14 protein-coding genes and 1 pseudogene are annotated in these 17,163 nt (G+C 72.9%); 6 read left to right on the forward strand and 9 right to left on the reverse strand.

All coding sequences use genetic code 11. The features are described 5' to 3' along the window. Positions 1 to 167: 167 nt before the first annotated feature. The gene (locus tag ABT232_RS06195; RefSeq protein WP_351836587.1) at positions 168 to 1,259 is read left to right on the forward strand and encodes a C40 family peptidase; all 1,092 of its coding nucleotides are present in this window, start codon (positions 168 to 170) and stop codon (positions 1,257 to 1,259) included. Here the strand turns inward: ABT232_RS06195 and ABT232_RS06200 are convergent. The 5 genes from ABT232_RS06200 to ABT232_RS06220 are packed head-to-tail and all read right to left on the reverse strand — an operon-like array spanning position 1,223 to position 7,068. Continuing rightward, entirely contained in the window at positions 1,223 to 2,485 is a 1,263-nt protein-coding gene (locus ABT232_RS06200) for a styrene monooxygenase/indole monooxygenase family protein (RefSeq protein ID WP_351836590.1), read from the reverse strand. The genes ABT232_RS06195 and ABT232_RS06200 overlap by 37 nt on opposite strands. A gap of 24 nt (positions 2,486 to 2,509) precedes the next feature. Continuing rightward, entirely contained in the window at positions 2,510 to 3,172 is a 663-nt protein-coding gene (locus ABT232_RS06205; RefSeq protein WP_351836593.1) for a GTP-binding protein, read from the reverse strand. After that, positions 3,153 to 3,575 (reverse strand): DUF742 domain-containing protein, encoded by a 423-nt coding sequence (locus ABT232_RS06210; protein WP_351836596.1) that lies wholly within the window; start codon positions 3,573 to 3,575, stop codon positions 3,153 to 3,155. The genes ABT232_RS06205 and ABT232_RS06210 overlap by 20 nt, the downstream gene beginning before the upstream one ends. Then, positions 3,572 to 4,075 carry a roadblock/LC7 domain-containing protein gene (locus tag ABT232_RS06215; protein ID WP_351836599.1) on the reverse strand — a complete coding sequence of 168 codons (504 nt, stop codon included), beginning with the start codon at positions 4,073 to 4,075 and terminating at the stop codon, positions 3,572 to 3,574. Before ABT232_RS06215 ends, ABT232_RS06210 begins: the two co-directional genes overlap by 4 nt. Beyond that, complete coding sequence (locus tag ABT232_RS06220; protein ID WP_450871718.1) at positions 4,072 to 7,068, reverse strand: sensor histidine kinase; 2,997 nt, start codon at positions 7,066 to 7,068, stop codon at positions 4,072 to 4,074. Before ABT232_RS06220 ends, ABT232_RS06215 begins: the two co-directional genes overlap by 4 nt. A 356-nt stretch (positions 7,069 to 7,424) precedes the next feature. On the opposite strand from ABT232_RS06220, the gene ABT232_RS06225 reads away from it, so the two are divergent. Beyond that, a complete protein-coding gene (locus tag ABT232_RS06225; RefSeq protein WP_351836604.1) occupies positions 7,425 to 8,213 on the forward strand; it encodes a hypothetical protein in 789 nt (262 codons plus the stop codon). 333 nt (positions 8,214 to 8,546) lie between these two features. On the opposite strand, the gene ABT232_RS06230 is transcribed toward ABT232_RS06225, so the two are convergent. Together ABT232_RS06230 and ABT232_RS06235 are read right to left on the reverse strand one after the other, a co-directional pair. Further along, positions 8,547 to 8,945, reverse strand: a complete 399-nt coding sequence (locus ABT232_RS06230) for a DUF4259 domain-containing protein (RefSeq protein WP_351836607.1) — start codon at positions 8,943 to 8,945, stop codon at positions 8,547 to 8,549. Further along, a pseudogene (locus tag ABT232_RS06235) lies at positions 8,849 to 9,061 on the reverse strand (hypothetical protein); the annotation flags it as partial. The gene ABT232_RS06230 and the pseudogene ABT232_RS06235, both read right to left, overlap by 97 nt. A gap of 29 nt (positions 9,062 to 9,090) precedes the next feature. On the opposite strand from ABT232_RS06235, the gene lon reads away from it, so the two are divergent. Next, a complete protein-coding gene (gene lon, locus ABT232_RS06240) occupies positions 9,091 to 11,514 on the forward strand; it encodes an endopeptidase La (RefSeq protein ID WP_351836610.1) in 2,424 nt (807 codons plus the stop codon). Positions 11,515 to 11,586: 72 nt separating this feature from the next. Here the strand turns inward: lon and ABT232_RS06245 are convergent, their stop codons facing one another. After that, positions 11,587 to 12,411, reverse strand: coding sequence for a lysozyme (locus ABT232_RS06245; RefSeq protein WP_351836613.1), 825 nt, complete (start codon positions 12,409 to 12,411; stop codon positions 11,587 to 11,589). Positions 12,412 to 12,699: 288 nt separating this feature from the next. Between ABT232_RS06245 and ABT232_RS06250 the strand changes: the two genes are divergently transcribed. Then, on the forward strand, positions 12,700 to 13,191 hold the full coding sequence (locus tag ABT232_RS06250; RefSeq protein WP_351836615.1) for a MarR family winged helix-turn-helix transcriptional regulator: 492 nt from the start codon (positions 12,700 to 12,702) through the stop codon (positions 13,189 to 13,191). Between the two features lie 7 nt (positions 13,192 to 13,198). Here the strand turns inward: ABT232_RS06250 and ABT232_RS06255 are convergent, their stop codons facing one another. Next, entirely contained in the window at positions 13,199 to 13,888 is a 690-nt protein-coding gene (locus tag ABT232_RS06255) for a TetR/AcrR family transcriptional regulator (protein WP_351836618.1), read from the reverse strand. 180 nt (positions 13,889 to 14,068) lie between these two features. Between ABT232_RS06255 and ABT232_RS06260 the strand changes: the two genes are divergently transcribed. After that, a complete protein-coding gene (locus tag ABT232_RS06260) occupies positions 14,069 to 15,355 on the forward strand; it encodes an MFS transporter (RefSeq protein ID WP_351836621.1) in 1,287 nt (428 codons plus the stop codon). A 77-nt stretch (positions 15,356 to 15,432) separates the two neighbouring features. After that, a complete protein-coding gene (locus ABT232_RS06265) occupies positions 15,433 to 17,157 on the forward strand; it encodes a glycoside hydrolase family 3 protein (RefSeq protein ID WP_351836624.1) in 1,725 nt (574 codons plus the stop codon). The last annotated feature ends 6 nt before the right edge of the window (positions 17,158 to 17,163 follow it).

The following is a 17,163-nucleotide window of genomic DNA, read 5'->3' on the forward strand; positions in this document are numbered from 1 at the left end:
ACGCCACTCCACTCCCCGTCCCGATGCCACGCCGGGTGACAAGGGGGTCGACGCCGTCGGGTGACCCTGTTACGCCATCCCGCGCACGTCCGGCGCGCGGGACGCGCGAGGGCGCCGGATGCTCGCGGTGCGGCGGGGAGACACCTCGGCGCACCGGAGGTGATGACGTGTCAGGAAGGCTTCTGCGTCTGCTCTGCACGGTGACCGTGGCCGCCCACGCGAGCCTCGCGCCGCTCACGGCGACGGCCGTGCCCGAGCCGCCCGGGGAGCGCTCCGTCGCCGAGCTGCTGACGGATCTTCAGAAGCTGTACCGGGAGGCGGAACAGGCGACGGAGACGTACAACGCCACCGAGGAGAAGCTGCGGGAGCGGCGCGCCGAGGTCGCCCGGCTCGATGACGCGCTGGCCCGGGCCCGGCTCTCCCTGCACGACAGCCGCGGCGCCGCCGGACGGCTCGCCCGCCAGCAGTACCAGAACAGCACCGACATCTCCCCGTACGTCCGTCTGCTGCTGGCCCGCGACCCGCAGCACGCCCTCGACCAGGGCCATGTGATCAGCCGGCTGGCGCGCGGGCGTGCCGAGACGCTGGGCCGGCTGACCGGCAGCGAGCGCAAGGCCGACGAGCTGGCCCGCCGGGCGCGCAAGGCGCTCGACGAACAACTCGTCCTCGCCGAGCGGCAGAAGAAGGACCGGGACGAGGTCCGCAAGCGCCTGGCCGACGTGGAGGAGCTGCTGGCGTCCCTCACCTCCGAACAGCTCACCGCGCTCGCCGACTTCGAGAACAAGGGGGTCGACAAGGCGCAGCGGGCCCTGGTGAGCTCGGGCGCGCTCGGCGACGACGCCAAGCCGTCCGAGCAGGGCGACCGGGCCCTGGACTACGCCGTGCGGCAGCTGGGGAAGCCGTACGAGTGGGGCGCGGAGGGCCCGGAGACGTACGACTGTTCGGGCCTGACCTCCGAGGCCTGGGCCCACGCGGGCACGCCCATCCCGCGCACCAGCCAGGAACAGTGGGCGCGGCTCCCCCGTGTCCCGCTGGAGGAGCTGCGCCCCGGCGACCTGGTGATCTACTTCCCGGAGGCCACCCATGTCGCCCTGTACGCCGGCGACGGCGAGGTCGTCCACGCCCCCCGCACCGGAGAGCGGATCAAGCTCGCGCCGCTGGCGAGCAACCCGATCCTGGGAGCGGTACGGCCGGACGACCCGCCGGCGGGGACGCGGGACCCCTACGCGCCGGCCGCGCCCGAGACCTCCATCAGGTAGCCCTCGGTCTTCTGCGGCTCGTAGAAGAAGTTCTCGAAGTCGGCCGGGTCGTTGAACGCGTTGGCGAAACGATCAGCCACCGGCTGGAGCTGGCCGGCGGCGCCGATCAGGTTGAGGACGTGCTCGGGCGGCGGGGCCAGCATCGCGTTGGTCCACTTGGTGACGTGCTGGGCGGTGGCCCAGTACCGGTCGAACGTGGCCCGCATCCACTCCTCGTCGAACGGCTTGTCACCGTGTTCGAGGATCGAGGACAGGTAAGCCGCCGCGCACTTGGCCGCCGAGTTGGAGCCCTGCCCGGTGATCGGGTCGTTGGCGACGACCACGTCGGCGACGCCGAGCACCAGCCCGCCGCCGGGCAGCCGGCCGATGGGGTTGCGCACGGTCGGGGCGTAGCGGCCGGCGAGCGTGCCGCCGGCGTCGGTCAGCTCGACCTTGGTGGCCCGCGCGTACTCCCAGGGCGTGAACTTCTCCATGAGTTCCAGGGTCAGGGAGAGGTGTTCCGCCGGATCCTTGACGCCCTTGAACGCGTCCAGCGGGCCGCCGGGTATGCCTTCCCAGAACAGGATGTCGGCGCGGCCGGAGGTGGTCAGCGTCGGCATCACGAACAGCTCGCCGACGCCGGGCACCAGGTTGCAGCGGACCGCGTCGAACTCCGGGTGCTCGGGGCGCGGGCCGAGGCCGTGGACGTAGGCCACCGCGAGGGCGCGCTGCGGCTCGCTGTACGGGGAGCGCTCCGGGTCGCGGGCGAACATCTGCACCAGCTCGCCCTTGCCGGCGGCGACCAGCACCAGGTCGTAGGCGCGGGAGAAGTAGTCGAGGTCGCCGACGGCGGCGCCGTGGATGACCAGCTGGCCGCCGCGCTGGGCGAAGGTCTCCATCCAGCCGGCCATCTTCACCCGCTGGTCGACCGACTGCGCGTACCCGTCGAGCTTGCCCACCCAGTCGATCGCCCGCTGCGTCGGCCCCGGGTCGTGCGAGCCGGGGGCCGCGACCGAGACGCCGAGTCCTTCGATCTTCGGGGCCTGGGACTCCCAGAAGTTCAGCTGGAGCTCGCGCTCGTGCTGGAGCGCCGTGTGGAACATGCACTGCGTCGACATGACCCGGCCGGAGCGGATCTCGTCCGCCGTCCGGTTGGACATCAGGGTGACCTCGTACCCGTGCGACTGGAGGCCGAGGGCGAGCTGGAGTCCGGACTGGCCGGCTCCGACGACGAGTATCTTCCGCATGCGGTTGCTGTCTCCTAGTCGGGACTACTCGGGGGTTTCGTCGAGCGCGTGGCCGACAAGGGCCAGAAGGGTCTCGATCACCGAGATCCGGCGCCGCGCATCCATGATCATGACAGGTATGTGCGCGGGGATGGTGAGGGCCTCGCGCACGTCCTCCGGATCGAACAGCTCGCTGCCGTCGAAGTGGTTGACCGCCACGACGTACGGCAGTCCGCAGCTCTCGAAGTAGTCCAGGGCCGGGAAGCAGTCCTTCAGACGGCGGGTGTCGGCCAGCACGACCGCCCCGATCGCGCCGCGCACCAGGTCGTCCCACATGAACCAGAACCGCTGCTGGCCCGGTGTGCCGAACAGGTAGAGCACCAGGTCGTCGTCGAGGGTGATGCGGCCGAAGTCCATGGCCACGGTGGTGGTGAGCTTGCCGGGCGTGGCGGTGAGGTCGTCGGTCTCCTCGCTCGCCTCGGTCATCAGGGCCTCGGTCTGCAGCGGAGTGATCTCCGAGACGGCCGTGACCAGCGTGGTCTTGCCGACGCCGAAGCCGCCCGCCACCACGATCTTGGTGGCGACGGGCGCCCGGGTGCGGTCCGCCTGCCAGGGCAGCAGGGGCTCGTCGGGCTCCGGAACCACGAGGTCCGGAGCTCCGGTGAGCGGGGAGACGCCATGAGCGGCGTCAGAGACGACGGAGTCCACTCAGCACCCTTTCCAGCAGCGCGCGGTCCGGGCGGCCCGTGCCGTGTCCCGTACCGGTTCCGTACACCCGGATCTTTCCCTGGTCCGCGAGGTCGCTGAGGAGGACCCGGACCACGCCGAGCGGCATCTTCAGCAGCGCGGCGATCTCTGCCACCGTCCGCATCCGGCGGCAGAGTTCGACGATGGCCCGCAGCTCCGGCATGACCCGGGTGGTGAGGGAACCATTCGTCAGTTCCTTGCGCTCCTCGGCGGCGTCCAGCGCGGCCGTGCTCGCCACGAACGTCTCGACCAGCAGCACGTGCCCGAAGCGGGTACGGCCGCCGGTGAGCGAGTAGGGGCGGACGCGGGCGGGTTTGCGCTCGCCGCCGCGGACCGGGAGCAGCGGTTTCGGTGTGGCGCTCATCGGGCACTCCCGGTCGACTCGGACTCCAGGGATTTCCGTAGCTCGCTGCGCAGTTCGGGGGTGAGGACGTGGCCGGCCCGGCCGACGAAGAGCGCCATGTGGTAGGCCACCACGCTCATGTCGCAGTCCGCGGAGCCGTGCACGCCGAGCAGCGAGCCGTCGCTGATCGACATCACGAACAGGCTGCCCTCGTCCATGGCGACCATGGTGTGCTTCACCCCGCCGAACTCCATCAGCCGGGCGGCCCCGATGGTGAGGCTGCCGATGCCGGAGACGATGGTGGCCAGGTCGGCGGAGGAGCCGCGCGGGCCGGCCGGGCGGCCGTCGCGCGGGGTGCGGGCGGCCTCGTTCCGTCCCGGGTCGGAGGAAAGCAGCAGCAGACCGTCGGACGAGACGACCGCGACGGAGAGGATGCCGGGCACCTCCTCGACCAGGTTGGTCAGCAGCCAGTGCAGATTGCGGGCTTCACTGCTCAGTCCGAAGGTACTGGGCGCGGTCAACTGCTTGCCTCCTCGACTGTGCCCCCCGTGGCTTCTTCGGCTTCTGCGTGTCCTGCGGTGGTGCGGTGGTGCGGCGCGGTGGTCTCCGGCGCCCTGGTCTGGGCCGTCTGCTCGGCGATCTCCGCCTCCACCTCGCGGTGACCGGCCTCCGCCCCCCGACGGAAACCGCCCAGCCGGCGGCGCAGCGCCTCGGCGTCGACACCCCCGGCACGCGGCCGGGGCGCCGCCGCGGGCGCGGAGATCTTCGGGGTGCGCTTGGGCAGCCCCTTGTCGGTCAGCCGGTCCTCGCCCTCGTCGGGCGTGCGGTCGTGGGTGTCGGGGCCGATGGCGTAGGGGTCGGCGGGCGTCGCCGGCTCGGGGTGGACGGGAGCGGGCCGCTCGGCGGCGGGCTCCGCGGGGGTGGGCTCCGGGATCAGGAGCTCCATGGTGGTCTCGGACGGTGACTCCGGGGTGGGACGCGCGCCGCGCTCGGACGCGGTGCGGGCGCCGGCCTCGGGCGCACCGTCCGTCCCGGCCTCGGGCTCGGGCTCGACGGCGGGGCGGGCGTCGGCTGCGGCGTCGGCTGTCGTGCCGGCGGCGGCTCCGGCCCGTGTCTCGGACGCGGGCTCGGCATGGGACGCGGACTCGGACTCGGACGCGGCATCGGGCCGCGTCTTCGGGCCCGTACCCGCCGCACCGGTCGCGTCCGCGCGCACCGACTCGCGTACGGCCTCGTCCCCTACGGCCCGCTCCCCTGCGGTCTGCTCCTCCACCGCCTTCTCCGCGAGCGCGACCAGCGGGTCGGCCTGCTTGGCGCGTCCGCGCAGGACGTTGGAGTTGGCCTCGGCGTCGGCGCCGGGGAGGGAGAAGGTGAGGGTGCCGTCCGGGGAGGGCGCGGCGCTGGGCACGGCGGCCGGGCCGGCCTCGGCGAGCAGCGGCTGCGGGAGCACCACGACCGCCGCGATCCCGCCCTGCTTCTGCTCCCGCAGCTGGACCCGCACGCCCAGCCGGTGGGCGAGCCGGGCGACGACGTACAGGCCGAGGCCGAGGCCGTCCTCGCCCTCCTGGTCGTACGCCGCTTCGGGGTCGAACTCGGCGAGGCGGGCGTTGAGCCGGGTCAGCCGCTCCTCGGTCATGCCGATGCCGCCGTCCTGGACGGAGAGCATGACCTCGCCGCTCTCCAGGAGCCAGCCGGAGACCTCGACAGGCAGGTCGGGCGGGGAGAACGAGGTGGCGTTCTCCATCAGCTCGGCGAGCAGGTGGGAGAGGTCGTCGGCGGCGAACCCGGCGATGTGCGCGTGCGGCGGCAGCGCGGAGATCCGGACCCGCTCGTACCGCTCGATCTCGCTGACCGCGGCACGCACGACGTCGACCAGCGGGACGGGTCCGGGGTGCTGCTGGACGTGCTCGGTGCCGGCGAGGACGAGCAGGTTCTCGCTGTGCCGGCGCATCACGGTGGCGAAGTGGTCGAGCTTGAAGAGGGTGGCGAGCCGGTCCGGGTCCTGCTCGCGGTCCTCCAGCTGCTCGATGACGGCGAGCTGACGCTCGACCAGGCCGAGGGTGCGCAGCGCCAGATTGACGAAGGTGCCGCCGATGCTGGTCCGCACCCGCTCCAGCTGGGTGCTCGCCTCGTCCAGTTCCGCGCGCAGTTCCTCGCGGGCGTCGGCCATCTTCTGCCGCTGGCCGACCAGGTGCTTGCGGTCGGACTCCAGGGTCGCGATGCGCTCGTGCAGGGCGGTGGCCTGGGCGTGCAGGGCGTTGACGGAGCGGACGACGCGGGCGAACTCGTCGTTGCGTCCGGTGAACTTGACGGGTTCCTCGGCGGCCGGGTCGGCGGCCTCGGCCAGCCGGGCGGAGCCGATGCGCAGCACCGCGAGCGGGCGGGTGAGGGAGCGGGCCATCGCGGTGGCGACGCCGACGGCGAGCAGCAGCAGCGCGCCGAGGACGGCGATCCGGATCTCCAGCTCGGTGACGTCGTCGTCGCGCAGCCGCTCCAGGTCCTTCGTACGGCGGTCGAAGAGCGCGGACTCGACGCCGCGCATGGCGTCGACGCGGGCGGAGAGCGCGGCGTTCAGCTTCTCGGTGCCGGTGGCGAGCTCGTCGTCGCCGAGGGTCGGCTGGTCGGTGAGGGTGGCGAGGTACTTCTCGGCGGAGTTGACCTCGGGGCCGGTCACCGTGGAGTCGTAGGAGGTGCGGGAGGCCTTGGGGGCGGTGTCCCGGAAGTCCTCCAGGGCCGCGTCGGAGCGCAGCCGGGCCTGCTGGGCGGCGGCGGTCAGGGCGGCGCGCTGCCGGGTGTCGGCCTCGGAGGAGGTGGTGGCTGTGGTGGGCAGACCGGTGATCGGGTCGATGACCGTCTGCGTGGTGCGCGGCACGTTCAGCGCGGCGAGCAGCAGTCCGCGGGTGGCGGCGGCCTGCTGGACGGCGGTGTCCAGCTCGGCGAGGGCGTACGCGCCGGAGCCCGCGCGGGGCGGCAGCTGCTCGGCCAGCTCCTCGGTGAGCCGGTGCAGTTCGGTGATGGCGTCGGAGTACGCCCGGTGTGCTTCCAGGGCGGTGCTCTTGCCGGTGAGCGCGGCCCGGCGGACGGCCGCGACGGCGTCGAGGTCCTTCAGCAGCGACGCCGGGGTGTCGGTGTCGGCGCGCAGCTCCTCGACCTGCCGGTCGACGCGGGCGCTGCGCTGTTCCGAGGGCGCCTTGGACTTGGGCCGCCCGGCCGCGATGTACGACGTCACGTCGTCGCGCTCGTCGGCGAGCGAGTGGGCGAGGGTGAGGGCGTCCTGGGTCTGCGCGGAGAGCGTGACCAGGTTCTGGGTGTCGTTCGCCTGCCCGGCGGCGGCGAGGACCGACGGGGCGCCCGCTCCGGCGATGGCGGCGGCCACCACGGCCACGGCCACGATGAGGCGATTGCGTACGTGGGTGGGGCGGCCCTTTCCGACGGGGGTGTGCTCCGCTGCCCCTTCGGGGGCCGTCTGCCTGCCTGTGCGCCGAGGCCGCTTCTTCTGCACCGGTGCTCGCATTCCTGACTCGTGTACCCGTGGGCCCGGGTGACGCTCCGTCAACTGGCGCGTACTCCCGGTACAGTTCCCGACCCTCCCAGTGCCGGTGGGCAGTGGTCCCGTATCGCCTGACCCGCCACCCGAAGGAGTGAACATCGGACGGGAGTTGGCGGGCAAGTTCCTCCGGCCTGTGCGACGGCCCTTTCCGGCGGGCCGGTTGGACGTCTGCGGCAGGCTTTGGCAGTATTCGCCGCCACGTCTTCCCGGAGTGCGCCAATCCCTCCCAAAACCGGCTCCTGACCTGCGACGGTTCGCCGATTCGGCGACCGATGCCAGTCTTTCGCGGACCTTGTGAAGGGCTCGTGCAGACTGGCGGCATGCGTACGGAACTTGTCTCGGTGCCCGGTGATCTCGCCCGCCCCAACGAGGACTTCGCCGGTGTCGGACTTCCCGCTTCCGGACAGGGCGGTTGTCTGATCGTGCTGGACGGAGTGACACCGCCGAGAGGTGACACCGGCTGTCTGCATTCCGTCCCCTGGTACACCGCGCGTCTCGGCGGCGCCCTGACCGAACTGACCGTTTCGCTCCCGGATGTTCCGCTCGCCGAGGCGCTGGCCCGCGCGATCACTCGTACCGCCGACGCCCACGCCGCGACCTGTGACCTTTCTCACCCGCGCACTCCTCAGGCGACCGTGGTCCTGGCCCGGTGGACCGAGGAGTCCGTCGACCACCTGGTGCTGTCCGACTCGGCCCTCCTCCTGGAGTCCCCCGACGGCCTGGTCACCCCCGTCCTCGACGACCGCCTCTCCCGTCTGCCGCGCGCGGCCCGTACCTCCGACGACGTCATCGACGCCACCCTGCGCAACAAGGAGGGCGGCTTCTTCACCGCCGCCGCGGACCCGGCGGTCGCGGCCCTGGCGGTCACCGGCAGCGTGCCCCGCGCGCGGGTCGAGGCCCTGACCGCCCTCACCGACGGGGCGACCCGCTGGACGGAGACCTTCCACGAGGGTGACTGGACCGCCCTGCACACCGCCGTCCGCAAGAACGGCGCCCGGTCCGTGATCGACCGGGTCCGCGCCCTGGAGGAGGCCGACCGGGAGCAGCGGACACACCTGGGCCGCGCCAAGACCCACGACGACGCGACGGTGGTGTTCGTGGAGCTGTGACGGGGGCAGGGAAGGGCGCCGCGGCCGGCGCCGGGGCCCGGATCCCCGCCCGGCCCCGCCCGGCCCCGCTCGGCCCTGCTCGACCCCTCCCGGCCCCGCCCGGCCGCGCCCGGGCCACCGGGAAGGACGGGGTCGGCGCGGGCGGGAGGTCCGGCGCACGCCACACCTTGCCGGTGCCGTGACAGCGCGCCCCCGGCGCCGCCGACGCGCTCCGCGCCGGTCAGCTCGCGCCGCACTCCTCGGCCCACTCGCCGCCACACACACCCCTCCTCCCGCCGGGGGCCGCGGGCCGAGCGGCCCGACTCGGCGACGGGGAACGTCCGTACGCGCCGGTCACGCTCTCGGCCGCGCCGGCGGAGCAGGGGGTGCTGCCGTCAGCGCCGCGCGGATGCGGTGGAGGGTCGCCGGCCAGGCGTCCGCGTCCCGGCCGGACTCGGCCCACGGTTCCCGCGGCTCGGGCGGCTCACCCAGGACCCGGTCGAGGGCCTGGACGGCGGTTTCGCGGAGGGCCGTGAGGTCGGGCAAGGGCCTCTTCGGGCCGCAGCCGGTCGTCGCGACCGCGGCGTCGAGCGCGGCGCGCACCAGCTCCGCCCGCTCGGCGGGGGTTCCGCGTCGTCCAGGGAATGACAGAGGTCTGCCGCGGTGTCGTTGTCGAAGGGACCGACGTCCCAGGTGCCCATGCGGACCTCCCCCGATGGCGGCTGCGGACGGGGCAAGCGTGGCAGCAGCCACTGACAGTGCTCCTGCCCACGCCTCTGACCTGCGGTGATGCGGCCGGTGCCGGATGATCGCTCAGAGCGAACGCGGGGTGGGGAACATCGGAGGCCCGTCGTGCATTGAGTCGGCATAACTCAACTTGACTGCCGAAGGGGAGATCATGGCTGCTGAGTCCACGGCGTTCACACCGCTCACCCTGCCTGTGCTGCCGCTCGACGACGAGGTCGTGCTGCCCGGAATGGTGGTTCCGCTGGACCTGAACGACGCCGATGTGCGGGCCGCGGTGGAGGCCGCCCAGGCCGCCGCCCGGTCGGAGCCCGGCAAGCCCCGGGTGCTGCTGGTGCCGCGCATCGACGGGACCTACGCGAGCACCGGTGTCCTCGGCACCGTCGAGCAGGTCGGCCGCCTGGCCGACGGCGATCCCGGCGCCCTGATCCGCGGGCGCGGGCGGGTGCGGATCGGCGCCGGGACGACCGGGCCGGGTGCCGCCCTGTGGGTCGAGGGGACGCGGCTCGACGAGACCGTGCCCGACCCGCTGCCGGGCAGCGTCGCCGAGCTGGTGAAGGAGTACAAGGCCCTTGCCACCGCCTGGCTGAAGAAGCGCGGCGCCTGGCAGGTGGTCGACCGGGTGCAGGCGATCGACGACGTCTCCGCCCTCGCCGACAACTCCGGTTACTCGCCGTTCCTCACCACCGAGCAGAAGGTCGAGCTGCTGGAGACCGCCGACCCGGTCGCCCGCCTCAAGCTCGCCACCCAGCACCTGCGCGACCACCTCGCCGAGCAGGACGTCGCCGAGACCATCGCCAAGGACGTCCAGGAAGGCGTCGACAAGCAGCAGCGCGAGTTCCTGCTGCGCCGCCAGCTGGAGGCCGTCCGCAAGGAGCTGCGCGAGCTGAACGGTGAGGCGGAGGGCGAGGAGTCCGACGACTACCGGGCCCGTGTCGAGGCCGCCGACCTGCCCGAGAAGGTCCGCGAGGCCGCCCTCAAGGAGGTCGACAAGCTGGAGCGGGCCAGCGACCAGTCGCCCGAGGGCTCCTGGATCCGCACCTGGCTCGACACCGTCCTCGAACTGCCGTGGAACGAGCGGACCGAGGACGCCTACGACATCCAGGGCGCCAAGTCCGTCCTGGACGCCGAGCACGCCGGTCTGGAGGACGTCAAGGAACGCATCACCGAGTACCTGGCGGTGCGCAAGCGCCGCAACGACCGGGGCCTCGGCGTGGTCGGCGGGCGGCGAGGCGGTGCCGTGCTGGCCCTGGTGGGCCCGCCCGGCGTCGGCAAGACCTCGCTCGGTGAGTCGGTCGCCCACGCCATGGGCCGCAAGTTCGTCCGGGTCGCCCTCGGCGGCGTCCGCGACGAGGCGGAGATCCGCGGCCACCGGCGCACCTACGTCGGCGCGCTGCCCGGCCGGATCGTGCGCGCGATCAAGGAGGCCGGGTCGATGAACCCGGTCGTGCTGCTCGACGAGATCGACAAGGTCGGCTCCGACTTCCGCGGCGACCCGGCCGCGGCGCTCCTGGAAGTCCTGGACCCGGCGCAGAACCACACCTTCCGCGACCACTACCTGGAGGTCGAACTCGACCTGTCGGACGTCGTCTTCCTGGCGACGGCCAACGTCCTGGAGGCCATCCCGGAGGCCCTGCTCGACCGTATGGAGCTGGTCCGGCTGGACGGCTACACCGAGGACGAGAAGGTCGTCATCGCCCGTGACCACCTGGTGCCCCGTCAGCTGGAGCGCGCCGGGCTGGGCGCGGACGAGGTGGTCATCGACGAGAGCGCGCTGCGCAAGCTCGCCGGCGAGTACACCCGCGAGGCGGGTGTGCGCACCCTGGAGCGGTCCGTGGCCCGGCTGCTGCGCAAGGTCGCCGCCCAGCACGAACTGGGCGAGCGGAAGCTGCCGTTCACCGTCACCGACGGCGAACTGCGCGAGCTGATCGGCCGTCCGCACCATGTTCCGGAGTCGGCCCAGGACCCGGCCGAGCGCCGCACGTCCGTCCCGGGCGTGGCGACCGGCCTGGCGGTGACCGGAGCGGGCGGTGACGTCCTCTACGTGGAGGCGTCCCTGGCCGACCCGGAGACCGGCGCGGCCGGGCTGACCCTCACCGGTCAGCTGGGCGACGTGATGAAGGAGTCGGCGCAGATCGCGCTCAGCTTCCTGCGCTCGCACGGCGCCGAGCTGGAGCTGCCGGTGGCGGACCTGCGGGACCGGGGCGTGCACATCCACTTCCCGGCGGGCGCGGTGCCCAAGGACGGTCCGAGCGCCGGCATCACCATGACGACGGCGCTGGCGTCCCTGCTCTCGGGCCGCCTGGTCCGCACGGACGTGGCGATGACCGGCGAGGTCTCGCTGACCGGCCGGGTGCTGCCCATCGGCGGTGTGAAGCAGAAGCTGCTCGCCGCGCACCGCGCGGGGGTCACCACGGTGATCATCCCCAAGCGCAACGAGCCCGACCTGGACGACGTCCCGGCCGAGGTGCTGGACAAGCTGGAGGTCCACGCCGTGACCGATGTCCGCCAGGTCCTGGAACTGGCCCTGACGCCCGCCACGAGCGGCGTGGAGCCCAAGGTCCCGGTGGCGGCGTGACGGACGCCATCGGTTAGGTGAGGGCCCGGGTCCCGTGAGGGAGGCCCGGGCCTTCGCGGTGTGTGCGGCGGATCAGCCGTTGGCCAGGGCCTGGACCCGGTCCAGGGCGCCGTTGAACCGGTTGTGGTCGCCCACGGTCGGTCCGGTGGAGGTGTACTGCCACATCGTGTAGTAGCCCCAGCCCGCCGGCAGCTCGCCCACCGTCGAGGCGTACCGCGCGACCCACAGCGGGTTGGTGGCGCCGAAGCCGCCGTAGTTGCCGGTGCACTGCGTCCACCAGCTGGTGGCGGTGTAGATGACGGCGTCGCGGCCGGTGCGCGCCTTGTAGGTGTTCAGGAAGTCGCGGATCCAGGTGACCATCGCGGACTGCGTCTTGCCGTAGCAGGCGGCGCCGTAGGGGTTCCACTCGATGTCGAGGGCGCCGGGCAGGGTCCTGCCGTCGCGGGACCAGCCGCCGCCGTTGTCGACGAAGTAGTTGGCCTGGGCGGCGCCCGTGGTGGTGTCGGGGGTGGCGAAGTGGTACGAGCCGCGGATCATGCCGACGTTGTAGGAGCCGGTGTACTGCTGGGAGAAGTACGTGTTCTTGTAGTACGTGCCTTCCGTGGCCTTCACGTAGGCCCACTTCACCCCGCTGTTCCACAGGGTCGTCCAGGCGACGTTGCCCTGGTGGCTGCTGACGTCCACCCCCTCGGTCTGGGTGGCGCCGCCGGGCGTGGGCGTGCCGTGCTGCCCGTCGTGCTCGATGACGCCCATGCCCATGTGGGCGGTGCCGCGGGCGGGGACGTCGGCGGCGGACGCGGGGACGGCGGACAGCAGCGAGAAAACGGCGAGCAGGATGCCGGCGAGCGTCGTCGCACGGCGTCGGCGCCGGTTCGTTCCGGATCTGTGCACGGGCATGACGTGCCTCCGAGACTGAGGACTCGATGGTGCTCGGTGGGGGGAGCACGAGATGGCGCGGGCGGGGCGCGCGGGCGTCGTCGGCCGCCGCTCACCCGCGGACGTACGTCACTGGCGTGAGCATGCCAGTAGTTGCCTGGTGAAGAAGCTACGCACGTAGACGTGGGGCTGGGAAGAGGGCCCGGATGCCGCCGTTGGTCTACGCCTGCGAAATACTGGCGGAGCTGCGGCGATGGTGGCCTTTGGCAGGAACTTTCACGAGCGGGAAACCGGATCAGGGGTGCTGACGTGCACGAGGACGCGAACGGCGGCGGACACGGGGGCGGATCCGCGGCGCCGACGAACGGTGCGGACCAGGAGTACCTGTCCCTGGAGCGCGAACTGACGGTCCTGCTGCGCCGGGCCCGCGCCAATCAGGGCGAGATGGCCCGCGAGGTCCACCCCGACCTGGAGTCCGCGGCGTACGGCCTGCTGGTGCGGCTCGACGAGTGCGGCCGGCAGCGGGCCACCGAGCTGGCGGCCTACATCGGCGTCGGCAAGGCCACCATGTCCCGCCAGCTGCGCGCATTGGAGGACCTGGGCCTGGTGGCCCGTGAGCCGGACCCCGCCGACGGCCGTGCCTGGCTGGTCCACCTCACCGACGAGGGCCGCGGCCGGGTGCAGCGGGTGCGCGAGGCGCGCCGCGGCCGGTACGTCAGCCAGCTCTCCCACTGGGACCGCCGCGAGGTGGCCGAGCTGGCCCGGCTGCTGCACCAGCTCAACCGGGGGATGGAGAAGTAGTCGCTCTTCAGGCCGAAGGAAGACCCGTCCCGGCCGTGGTGACCGCCCGCAGCAGCCGGTCGGCGTAGGCGCGGAACCGGCCGACCATGTCGAAGCCCCGCGGGTCCAGCACCCACTGGAGCTGGAAGCCGTCCATGACGGCGGTGGTCTCCTCCACCATGGCGGCGACGTCCGTGCCCGCTCTCAGCTCGCCGCTCTCCACGGCCCGCTCCAGCGTGGCGGACATGACCTCGCGCAGCTCGGCGTAGCGGCGCACGAAATAGGCGTGGGCGGGGTGTGCCGGGTCGCCCGCCTCCGCGGCGAGGACGTTGAACATCCGGGTGCGGCCGAGCCGGGCGGCGTTGTGCTCGGTGAGCCGGAGCAGGGCCGCGTAGCAGCCGGCGGCGGAGCCGAACTCCTCGGCGAAGAACCGTTCCTTGTCCTGCTCCTCGGTGCGTTCGAGGACCTGGACGAGCAGGTCCTCCTTGCTGCGGAAGTGGTGCAGCAGCCCGCCCTGGGTGATGCCGACGTCCCGGGCGATGCGGGCCAGCGAGGAGGCGTGGAAGCCCCACTGGGCGAAGTGCTCGACGGCCGCGTCGAGGATCCGCACCCGGCGTTCGTCACCGACGGCGTACGACCCGCGGGCCGCGCCCCGGGTGCCGTTGCGGCCGCCGTTGCCCCTGGCCTGTGAAGTCCCGGCCGGCTCCATGCGCTCCATGGCCGTCACCCTAGCCGACGGCCGAACCCATGATTACACGTGTCAGCAAGCCCTCTCTTTCAAGCCGCGTGCAGCGTGATTCTGGCCACCCGAACAAAACCTAGTACCCACTCGGTTTTGCTGCTTCGCTGAGCGGGCCGGTGCGGCGAAGAAGCCGCCCCCGTCCCCACGGAGAGCCGCATGGCCCTGAGCCACGAGCCCGTCGAGTCCCCCGACCGGGCCCCCGTCCCCGAGGCGTCCCAGCCCGCCCACGCCCCCGCGAAGCTCGTCCTCGCACTCGCCTTCGCCCAGTTCGGCGCCTATCTCGCCGTGCTCACCCCGGTCATGGTCACCCTCGCCCTGCGGGTGAGCCAGATCGTCCCGGAGGACGAGCGCGGCGCCGCCCTCGGTCAGGTGCTGTCCGTCGGCGCGCTGCTCGCGATGCTCGGCAACCCGGTCTTCGGCGCCCTCTCCGACCGCACCACCAGCCGCTTCGGCCGCCGCCGGCCCTGGCTGCTCGGCGGCATGGCGGGCGGCCTCGCCGGGCTGGCGGTCGTCGCGCTCGGCGGCAACGTGCCGACCCTGATGCTCGGCTGGGCCCTCGCCCAGCTCGGCATCAACGCCGCGCTGGCCGCGCTGACCTCCTGCATCCCGGATCTGGTCCCCGAGCGCCAGATGGCCCGGGTCTCCGGCGCCGTCGGCATGGCCACCCCGCTGGCGATCATCGCCGGTTCGGCCCTGGCGGGCGTCTTCAGCGACTCCATGGCGCTGGCGTTCCTGGTGCCCGGTGTCGTCGGCGTGGCCGCGGTCGGCCTGCTCGTCGCCGTGATGCCGGACCGCCCGGCCCGGCCCGGGGCCTTCCAGCCGTACGGCGTGAAGGAGTTCCTGCGCAGCTTCTGGGTGAGCCCGCGCCGCCACCCCGACTTCGCCTGGAACTTCGCCGGCCGCTTCCTGGTCTTCACCGGCGCCTCCTGTGTGACCAGCTACCAGGTGTACTTCCTGATGGACCGCCTCGGTTACAGCGACGCCGAGGTCGCGGACCAGGTGTTCGCCGGCACCCTCGCCATGGTCGGCGCGACGATCGCCGGTTCGGTGCTGGGCGGCCAGCTCTCCGACCGCTCCGGCCGCCGCAAGCCGTACGTCCTCGCCGCCTCGCTGGGCATGGCGGCCGGGCTGGCGCTGATCGCCGCCGCGCAGTCGTTCACGCTCTACCTCGTCGCGATGGTCGTCTTCGGCTTCTTCGAAGGCCTCTACCTCTCGGTGGACATGGCGCTGGCCGCCGCCGTCCTGCCCGATCCGGAGCAGTCCGCCAAGGACATGGGGGTGCTGAACATCGGCAACGCCCTCCCGCAGTCCCTGGTGCCCATCGCCGCGCCGGCCTTCCTCGCGATCGGCGGCGGCGGCAACTACGGCGCCCTGTTCCTGTTCGGCGCGATCGCCGCCGTGCTGGGCGCGCTCGCCGTCCAGTTCGTCCGCTCCGTCAAGTAGCCCCGCACGGGCGGGCCGGCCCAGGCCCCCGCGCAGCCCGCCGCCCCGCATTCCCGTAGAACCCGGAGAAACCCCGTATGACCACGCCCGTGTACCGCGATCCGCACCGTCCGGCGGACGAGCGCGTCGAGGACCTGCTCGCCCGGATGACCCTGGAGGAGAAGGCGGGGCAGCTCTTCCACACCATGGCGACACCGGCCCCGGACGCCACCCTCGACCTGGTCACGGGCCGCCACCTCAGCCACTTCAACCTGCTCGGCCAGGGCACCCCGCGCGCCCTGGCCGAGTGGTCCAACCGGCTCCAGGAGGCCGCCGCCGGCACCCGGCTCGGCATCCCGGTCACCCTCTCCACCGATCCGCGGCACGCCTTCACCGACAACCCGGGCGCCTCGTTCCTGTCCGGCGCGTTCTCGGCATGGCCGGAGCCGCTGGGGCTGGCGGCGATCGGGGACGCGGCGCTGGTGGAACGGTTCGCGGACACCGTGCGGCAGGAGTACCTGGCGGTCGGCTTCCGGGTGGCGCTGCACCCGCAGATCGATCTGGCGACCGAGCCGCGCTGGTCCCGCCAGTCCGGCACCTTCGGCTCGGACGCGGACCTGACGAGCGAACTCGTCCGGGCGTACGTACGCGGCCTCCAGGGGCCGCGGCTGGGTCCGCGCTCGGTCGCCGCCATGGTCAAGCACTTCCCCGGCGGCGGCCCGCAGAAGGACGGCGAGGACCCGCACTTCCCGCACGGCAAGGAGCAGGTCTATCCGGGCGGGATGCGGGAGTACCACCTGAAGCCGTTCGAGGCGGCCGTGCGCGCCGGGTGCGCGCAGATCATGCCGTACTACGGGCAGCCGGTCGGCACCGACTGGGAGGAGGTCGGCTTCGGCTTCAACCGGGACGTCCTCACCGGGCTGCTGCGCGAGCGCCTGGGCTTCACCGGGGTCGTCTGCACCGACTGGGGCCTGCTGAACGACGCCGAGATCCTGGGCGAGCCGGCCGAGGCCCGCGCCTGGGGCGTGGAGCACCTGTCGGTCGCCGAGCGCGCGGCGAAGGCGCTGGATGCGGGCGCGGACCAGTTCGGCGGCGAGCAGTGCCCGGAGGTCGTCGTGGAGCTGGTCCGCTCCGGGCGGATCTCCGAGGAGCGGATCGACGTCTCCGTACGGCGGCTGCTGCGGGACAAGTTCGCCCTCGGGCTGTTCGAGGAGCGGTTCGTCGACCCGGACCTGGCGGAGGAGGTCGTCGGGTCGAGCCGGTTCACCGCGCTCGGCGCCGCCGCGCAGCGCCGCTCGCTGACGGTGCTCACCGACCGGTCGCTGCTGCCGGTGCGGGGGCGGCCGAAACTGTATGTGCGGGGCGTCGACCCGGCGACGGCCGCCGAGTACGGCGAGGTGGTCGCCGAGCCGGCGGCGGCGGACCTGGCGGTGCTGCGGCTGCGCACGCCGTACGAGGAGCGTCCCGGGGCCTTCGAGTCCTTCTTCCACTCGGGTTCGCTGGCCTTCCCCGAGCCCGAGCTGAAGGAGATCCTGCGGCTGCTCCGGACCGTGCCGACGCTGGTCTGCGTCCATCTGGAGCGGCCCGCGGTGCTGCCCGAGATCGCCGAGCGGGCGGCGGCACTGGTGGCCGATTTCGGTGCCTCGGACGCTGCGCTGCTCGATGTGGTGTTCGGGCGGGCGCGGGCCGAGGGGCGGCTGCCGTTCGAGCTGCCGCGCTCGATGGCGGCGGTCGCGGCGTCCCGGCCGGACGTGCCCGGCGACACCGAGGATCCGGTCTTCCCCTACGGGCACGGGCTCCGGGTCGGCGAGGACGGTCGGTAATTCCCG

This window comes from Streptomyces sp. NPDC001532 (assembly GCF_040298625.1).
GTDB lineage: Bacteria > Actinomycetota > Actinomycetes > Streptomycetales > Streptomycetaceae > Streptomyces.